The organism is Streptomyces sp. B93, from assembly GCF_018070565.1.
Taxonomy (GTDB): Bacteria; Actinomycetota; Actinomycetes; order Streptomycetales; family Streptomycetaceae; genus Streptomyces.
The window spans coordinates 1-6,971 of the sequence record NZ_JAGPXL010000096.1; the positions used below are offsets into that span (position 1 = coordinate 1).

A 6,971-nucleotide genomic window follows, 5' to 3' on the forward strand; every position below is an offset into this window, starting at 1 on the left:
AGCCGGACCGGGCCCCCGCCCCCGCGCCGGTCGGCGCCCCCGACGGCGGCCCGGTCCGGCTGGCCGGAGCCCGGGTGCCCATCGGCCCCGGACCCCGCGTCGCCGACGCCCGTGCCGCCGCCGTCCAGGCACCCCCGGCCGAAGCAGGCCTCGCCGCCTCCTGGGCCAAGCCGCACCCCGGCGTCAACGGCGCCGACCCGGCCGTACCCGGCGCCGCCGACCGCACGGCCGCGGCACCCCCGGCCGCGCCGGACCCGTCGGCCACCGGCTGGCGCCCCTGGCGGTTCCGCATGTCCAACGACGTCTGGGGCACCCCGGCCGTCGCCGGTGACCTCGTCTACGTCACCTCCTTCGAGGTGCACGCCCTCGACGTCGCCTCCGGCAGACGCCGCTTCAAGACCCGGGACGTCGCCTGGTCGATGGCGGTCGCCGACGGCCGTATCCACGCCTCCGACGGGCCCACCCTGTACGCCCTCGACGCCCGTGAGGGCACCGACCTGTGGCGGCTGTCCACGGACGCCTGGGTGTACGCCCTCAAGGCCGAGCGGGGCACCGTCGTCACCGGCACCCGCGGCGGCGGCGTACAGGCCTGGGAGGCCTCCAGCGGGCAGAAGCTGTGGGAGGTCACCGGCTGCCAGACCGACTTCGAGACACCGGAGGCCGGACCCGCCCTGCACGACGGCACGGTCTTCGTCTGGCAGGAGGCCCGGCTGCGCGCCCTGGACGCCCGCACCGGCGACGAGCGCTGGTCCTACCCGATCGGCGACGCCGCCTCCTGCGGCGGGGTGCCGGTCCGGGTCACCCACGCCCCCGACGGCCACGTCTACGTCTGCGCGGGCACCCGCGTCATCGCCGCCGACGTCGCCACCGGCCACGTCCGCTGGCACTTCGAGGCGCCCGCGGTCTTCCTCAGCCCGCCGGCCTTCGTCCCCGGCCCCGCGGTCACCGGCGGCGGCGTCTACCTCGCCGACTACCTCGGCACCGTCTACGCCCTCGACGCCACCGACGGCCGTGACCGCTGGCGGATCGCCACCGAGGCCCGCGCCGCCACCGACCCCGTCCTGGTGGCCGGGGGCCACGTCCACGTCGGCAGCGGCACCGGCCTCTACACCCTGGACGCGGTCACCGGCACCCCCAAGTGGCGCTTCCAGGCGGGCGGCGACATCGTCGGCACCCCGGCAGTCGCCGAGGGCCGCATCCACTTCGGCTCCACCGACCACCTCCTCTACACCCTGAAGGCCGACGACGGCCGACTGCGCTGGAAGCTCGCCACCGGCGGCGAGATCACCGGCTCCCCGGTGGTCAAGGACGGCATCGTGTACGCGTGCAGCAAGGACCGCTGCGTCTACGCGCTGGACGCGGAGAAGGGCACGGGCACGGCACGCGGCTGACCCCGCCCCGGGCGCGGGACGGCCGTAGTACCGGAGCGCTGGCGGGACGGCCGTCGTGCCGGCGTACGGAAGGGGGCCCGGACGGCGGCCGTCGTCCCTGACGGTACGCCGGGTACGGTCCGGTCGCCATGCGGTGACATGGCCGTGACAGACCGCTGGCTAGGGTGTGGGCCATGCAGATTCGGGGGAGCGCACTCAAGCTCACAGCGGTGTCGGCGCTGGTCGTCCTGACACTGACGGGATTCTCCACGGGCCGCGGCCACGGCAGCTCCGGAGGCGACGGCGACTCGGGCGGCGGCGGATGCAGCAGCTCCGGCCAGGACCACGACAGCTCGTCGTCCGTCGGCAAACACGACGACGATGACGACGACTACGACGGCGGCAGCGGCTCGGGCGGCGGCGACGCCTCCGGCGGCAGCGCCGAGACCCCGGCACTCAACGCCGCGGCCGTCGAACTGGTCAGCTGCGCCACACCGGAACAGCCCTACGCGACCGTCGAGGTCACCAACCCCAACACCACCGACGGCGTCTTCACCGTCAGCCTCACCTTCGAGGACGCCACCGGCACCGGCATCATCGCCCAGCACCAGGCCGTCGACGTCCCCGCCCTCGACACGGCCACCGTCCGGATCGACCTGGGCAGCGCCGAACCCGAGGCGGCCGACGTCGACCACTGCGAGGCCGACGAACTGGCCCCCGCGGTCGCCTGACCACCCCAACCGCCCCTAGGACGCCCGGCGTTCAGGGCGCGGACGGCTCGATCTCCCCGGCGAAGACGATCACCTGGTCGATGAGGCTCCGCCGCAGATGGACGACGTCCGTGCCCGCCAGGCGGGGCCCACCGTCCGGCGTGGTGAACACCCACTGGTACCGGGCCCACTCGTCGGGCATGTCCACCGCCGAGCAGCGCACCATCGTGCCCGTCCCCGCCGGGTGGCGCCGGATGTCCAGCACGAACCGCTCGACCGCCTCGATGCCCTCACTGCGCCCGAGCGGCCCCCAGAAGACCACGTCCGAGGTCAGGGCCTGGGAGAGCAGGGCGGTCACATAGCTGTCGTCCGAGGCGTTGAACGCGGAGATGAACGTGTCGATCGCCGACCGCGCGGTCTCTTCCTGCATGCCCCAGTAATACCAGGCGTTTCCCGCACACACTCACCGCGTACGGAACTCCCCGCGCCGCCGCCCCCCGAACAACTCCGCCTGCCGCCCGGCCGGCGCGTTGCCGAGCGCGACCAGGTGCGGCGCCTGCGCGAACAGCGCGGCCAGCGACGCCTCCCGGGACGCCCACAGGGCCCGCACGGTGCCCTCGACGGCGGCGCGCGGATACCCGGCGATCACCGTCGCCCGCGCCACGGCCGCGTCCAACGCCCCACCCGGCTCCGTCACTTCCGACACCAGCCCGATCTCCAGCGCACGCCGCGCCCCGATCCGCTCGGCGGCCCCCATCAGCGCCATCCGGGCCACCTCCCCGTACGGCATCCGCGCCGCCATCAGCATCGACTCGTATGCGCTGACCATCCCGTAGGTGGTGTGCGGGTCGAAGAAGCAGGCCGTCGGATCGGCGACGAGGAACTCGCACTCCCCGAGCAGATAGAAGGCCCCGCCGCAGGCGACCCCGCACACCGCCGCCACGACCGGCTTCCACAGCCCGTTCGCCTTCGGCCCGACCCCGAGCAGCGGATCGTCCACCATGTACGGTGACGAGGGCTGCGGCACGACCACGTCCCGGTCGATCCCCGAACAGAACGCCCGCTCCCCGGCCCCGGTGAGCACGACGGCCCGCACGGCGTCGTCGTGCCGGAACTCCCGCCAGGCGTCGGCAAGTTCGCCGGCCATGGCCAGATCGAGGGCGTTCAGCCGCCCGGGCCGGTCCAGGGTGACGACCGCGACCCCGGACCCCTTGTCGACCCTGACCCCGAGACTCATGACGCCCGCTCCAGAACCCACTGCGGAAGCCCGCCCTCCGGGAACACGGCCCGGACCCGGGCCCCGATCCGCACCCGCTCGGGGGCGAGCGAGTTGATCGGCGCCCCCGGGGCGGCGACCAGATTCCCCACCACCCGGATCCGCGGCGCCTCCTCCAGCGCCACCACGATCACGACGTACGGCGCCAGCTCCGCGTACCCGGGAAGCAGCGGCGGATGCGGAACGGCGTACGACCAGACCCGCCCCAGCCCGCCGACGGCACGCCACTCGGTGCCGAAGGACTGGCAGTGGGGACAGCAGGGCCGGGGCGGGAACCGGAGTTCGTGGCAGTCGGCGCAGGCCTGGACGCGCAGCTCACCCTGGGCGGCGTAGCGCCAGAAGGGGGCGCCGTCCCGGTCGACGACGGGCTCAAGCATGAGAACCTCCCTCATTTCCTGAGCAGCAGGGCCGAGGTGGGGACGCCTTCCCCCGCGGTGACGAGGCAGGTGGCGGCGCCCGGGACCTGGGCGGTGCTGGTGCCGCGGAGCTGTTTGACCCCTTCGTTGATGAGGTTGAACCCATGGACGTAGGCCTCGGAGAGCCCTCCGCCCCCGGTGTTGAGGGGCAGCCGCCCTCCGGTCTCCAGGGCGCCCCCTTCCGTGAAGGCCCCGCCCTCCCCGCGCCCGCAGAAGCCGTACCCCTCCAGGGAGAGCAGGACGAGCGGGGTGAAGGCGTCGTAGATCTGGGCGACGTCCACGTCCTGCGGGGTGAGGTCGGAGTGCTTCCACAGATGCCGGGCGGCGGTCCAGGCGGGCCCGGTGAGGGGATCGTCGTTCCAGTAGTTGACCATGCCGTGATGCTGGGCGGGCAGCCCCTGGGCGGCGGAGTGCACGTACACGGCCGGCCGACGGCAGTCACGCGCCCGCTCCCGGGACACGACGACACAGGCCAACGCCCCGTCCGTCTCCAGGCAGTTGTCGTAGAGGCAGAGGGGCTCGCTGATCCACCGGGAGGTCATGTACATCTCGCGGGTGAGGGGACGGTCGTACATGATCGCGGCGGGGTTCTGGTTGGCCCGGTTGCGGCAGGCGAGGGCGATGTTGAAGAGGTGGTCGCGGGTGGCGCCGTACTCGTGCAGGTATCGGCGGGCCAGTACGGCTATCTCGTCGACGGGCCTGAGCAGCCCGAACGGCCGGGTCCACTGGGCGGGCGTGGGGAGCTGGACGGCGGTGTTCGTCCAGGGCCGTGGCCCGCTGCCCCGCTTCCGGGACCGCCAGGCGACCCCGACCGTGGCCTGCCCGGCGGCGATCGCGGCGGCGAGATGTGCGACGGTGGCGCAGGAACCGCCGCCCCCGTAGGGGACGCGGCCGAAGCAGGTGAGGTCCCCGAACCCGACCGCCTTGGCCAGCTCCACCTCGTCCGTCTCCTCCATGGTGTACGAGGCGAGCGCGTCGACCTCGCCGGGCGCGATCCCGGCGTCGTCGAGGGCGGCGAGGACGGCACGGCAGGCGAGGGTGCGTTCGTCGTCGTCGAGGCGGCGGGCGAAGGGGGTCTGCCCGATGCCGACGATGGCGGTGGCGTCCTTGAGACCGGGCATGACGGGCACCTCCGCGGACGGGAACCAGGCGGCTGACACACCGTCAGATTACAGCTAATCTGACGGTCAGTCAGCTATGCGTCGGAGGAGGCGATGCCCGATGGAGGCGGAGCGCGGCGAGGACATCGACGAGGGCCGGGGGACACCGGGCACCTGGAACACCATCCCGGAGCTGATCCACTCGGCCGCCGAACGGTACGCCGACACCGAGGCGGTCGTGGACGGCCGCACCCGCATCACCTACGCCGAACTGGGCGCCCGCGTCGACCGAGCCACGGCCGCCTGCATGGCCCACGGCGTCACCCCCGGCGACCGGGTGGCGGTCTGGGCCCCGAACTCCCTGGACTGGATCGTCGCGGCCCTGGGCGCGGTGTCGGCGGGCGCCGTACTCGTCCCCCTCAACACCCGCTTCAAGGGCGCCGAGGCCGCTGACATCCTCCGCAGAAGCCGCACCCGCCTGCTCTTCGTCACGGGCACCTTCCTGGGCACCTCCTACGTCGCGGCCCTGCGCCGGGCAACGTCGTCGCAGGGCCTCCCCTCCCTCCGCCAGGTCGTGGTCCTCTCCGACGACGCCCCACCCGAGTACGCCACCTGGAAGGACTTCCTGGCCGGCGGCGAGGCCGTCAGCACCCCCGAGGTGCGGGCCCGGACGGCCGGCGTGACCGGCGACGCCCTGTCGGACATCACCTTCACCTCGGGCACCACCGGCCGCCCCAAGGGCGCGATGATCACCCACGCCCAGACCCTCCGGGCCTTCGACACCTGGTCCGACCTGGCGGGCCTGCGCCACGGCGACCGCTACCTGATCGTCAACCCCTTCTTCCACACCTTCGGCTACAAGGCGGGCGTCCTGGCCTGCCTGACCCGGGGCGCGACGATGATCCCCCAGCCGGTGTTCAACGTCGACACGGTCCTGGCCAACATCGCCTCCGAGGCCGTCACGGTCCTCCCCGGCCCTCCCACCCTCCTCCAGTCCCTCCTCGACCACCCCACCCGCACGTCCCACGACCTGCGCTCCCTCCGCCTCATGGTCACCGGCGCGGCGGTCGTCCCCCTCAGCCTGGTGGAACGCCTACGGCACGAACTCGGCGTGGCCACCGTCCTCACCGCCTACGGCCTCTCCGAAACAACCGGCATCGTCACGATGTGCCGCCGAGGCGACGCCCCAACGGCCATCGCCTCAACGTCCGGCCCCCCGATCCCCGGCACGGAAATCAAGGTCGTAGGCACGGACGGCAAGCCCCTGCCCCCCGGCCAACCGGGCGAGATCCTCGTCCGAGGCTTCAACGTCATGCGCGGCTACTACGAGGACCAGTCGTCCACCGCCGAGGTCCTCGGCCCCGACGGCTGGCTCCACACCGGCGACGTCGGCGTCCTGGATGACACCGGGCGCCTGCGCATCACCGACCGCATCAAGGACATGTTCATCGTCGGCGGCTTCAACGCCTACCCCGCCGAGATCGAACAGGTCCTGTGCACCCACCCGGACGTGACGGAGGCCGCGGTGATCGGCATCCCCGACCCCCGCCTCGGCGAGGTCCCCAAGGCCTACACCGTCCGCGCCCCCCACTCCACCCTCACCGCCGACGACCTGATCGCCTGGTCCCGCCGGGAAATGGCCAACTACAAGGTCCCCCGAGAGGTGGAATTCGTACGCCACCTCCCCCGAAACGCCAGCGGCAAGGTACTGAAGGCGGAACTGAGGGCACGGAGCGGCGCTGACTGAAGGCCCACTGACTTGCTTACCGTTGGGGCCGCCCGCTTCTTTGCCAGTGTCGTGCTTCCGCGACCCGGCCTCAAGGGCGCTCCGCTACGCTCCGCGTCGGCTGCGCCGATCGGCCTGCGGCCGCCCCTTGACCCCGGCCCGCTCCAGCCCGGGTGAGAAGCGAGCGGACGGCCCGGAAAGACGGGGGGCCAGGCCGTGTTGGCCATGCGGGTGGGCTGCGTGGCGGGCCGGGGTTGAGGGGGCGCGTCGGCGTCTCGCCTGCACGCCGGGCGGGTTCAGCGGGTGGCGGCCCGGTGGGCGGTTGCGCGTCAGGCGGGTGGCGGCACGCCGGGATGGGCTTGGCGGCTATCGG

The 6,971-nt window shown here is 73.3% G+C and carries 7 protein-coding genes; 3 read left to right on the top strand and 4 right to left on the bottom strand.

From position 1 onward, the window contains the following. The coding region (locus tag KBY47_RS35865) for a PQQ-binding-like beta-propeller repeat protein (protein WP_247695757.1) at nucleotides 1-1,391 on the top strand (1,391 nt) is incomplete at its 5' end. A 173-nt stretch (nucleotides 1,392-1,564) separates the two neighbouring features. After that, entirely contained in the window at nucleotides 1,565-2,101 is a 537-nt protein-coding gene (locus tag KBY47_RS35870) for a hypothetical protein (RefSeq protein ID WP_210928794.1), read from the top strand. A gap of 31 nt (nucleotides 2,102-2,132) precedes the next feature. Here KBY47_RS35870 and KBY47_RS35875 read toward each other — a convergent pair whose 3' ends face one another. From KBY47_RS35875 to KBY47_RS35890, 4 genes are read right to left on the bottom strand one after another with little or no spacing between them, the layout of a single operon-like run. Next, nucleotides 2,133-2,510, bottom strand: a complete 378-nt coding sequence (locus KBY47_RS35875; protein ID WP_210928798.1) for a nuclear transport factor 2 family protein — start codon at nucleotides 2,508-2,510, stop codon at nucleotides 2,133-2,135. Between the two features lie 33 nt (nucleotides 2,511-2,543). Next, nucleotides 2,544-3,317, bottom strand: coding sequence for an enoyl-CoA hydratase/isomerase family protein (locus KBY47_RS35880; protein ID WP_210928800.1), 774 nt, complete (start codon nucleotides 3,315-3,317; stop codon nucleotides 2,544-2,546). Then, a complete protein-coding gene (locus KBY47_RS35885; protein ID WP_210928803.1) occupies nucleotides 3,314-3,733 on the bottom strand; it encodes a Zn-ribbon domain-containing OB-fold protein in 420 nt (139 codons plus the stop codon). The genes KBY47_RS35880 and KBY47_RS35885 overlap by 4 nt, the downstream gene beginning before the upstream one ends. An 11-nt stretch (nucleotides 3,734-3,744) precedes the next feature. After that, complete coding sequence (locus tag KBY47_RS35890) at nucleotides 3,745-4,893, bottom strand: lipid-transfer protein (RefSeq protein WP_210928804.1); 1,149 nt, start codon at nucleotides 4,891-4,893, stop codon at nucleotides 3,745-3,747. Between the two features lie 100 nt (nucleotides 4,894-4,993). Between KBY47_RS35890 and KBY47_RS35895 the strand changes: the two genes are divergently transcribed. Next, nucleotides 4,994-6,619, top strand: a complete 1,626-nt coding sequence (locus KBY47_RS35895; RefSeq protein ID WP_210928805.1) for a FadD3 family acyl-CoA ligase — start codon at nucleotides 4,994-4,996, stop codon at nucleotides 6,617-6,619. The last annotated feature ends 352 nt before the right edge of the window (nucleotides 6,620-6,971 follow it).

What these genes read in the sequence shown, in the direction of transcription:
- KBY47_RS35870 (WP_210928794.1), top strand. Translation starts at nt 1,565, where the DNA reads ATGCAGATTCGGGGGAGCGCACTCAAGCTCACAGCGGTGTCGGCGCTG.
- KBY47_RS35875 (WP_210928798.1), bottom strand. Translation starts at nt 2,510, where the DNA reads ATGCAGGAAGAGACCGCGCGGTCGGCGATCGACACGTTCATCTCCGCG.
- KBY47_RS35880 (WP_210928800.1), bottom strand. Translation starts at nt 3,317, where the DNA reads ATGAGTCTCGGGGTCAGGGTCGACAAGGGGTCCGGGGTCGCGGTCGTC.
- KBY47_RS35885 (WP_210928803.1), bottom strand. Translation starts at nt 3,733, where the DNA reads ATGCTTGAGCCCGTCGTCGACCGGGACGGCGCCCCCTTCTGGCGCTAC.
- KBY47_RS35890 (WP_210928804.1), bottom strand. Translation starts at nt 4,893, where the DNA reads ATGCCCGGTCTCAAGGACGCCACCGCCATCGTCGGCATCGGGCAGACC.
- KBY47_RS35895 (WP_210928805.1), top strand. Translation starts at nt 4,994, where the DNA reads ATGGAGGCGGAGCGCGGCGAGGACATCGACGAGGGCCGGGGGACACCG.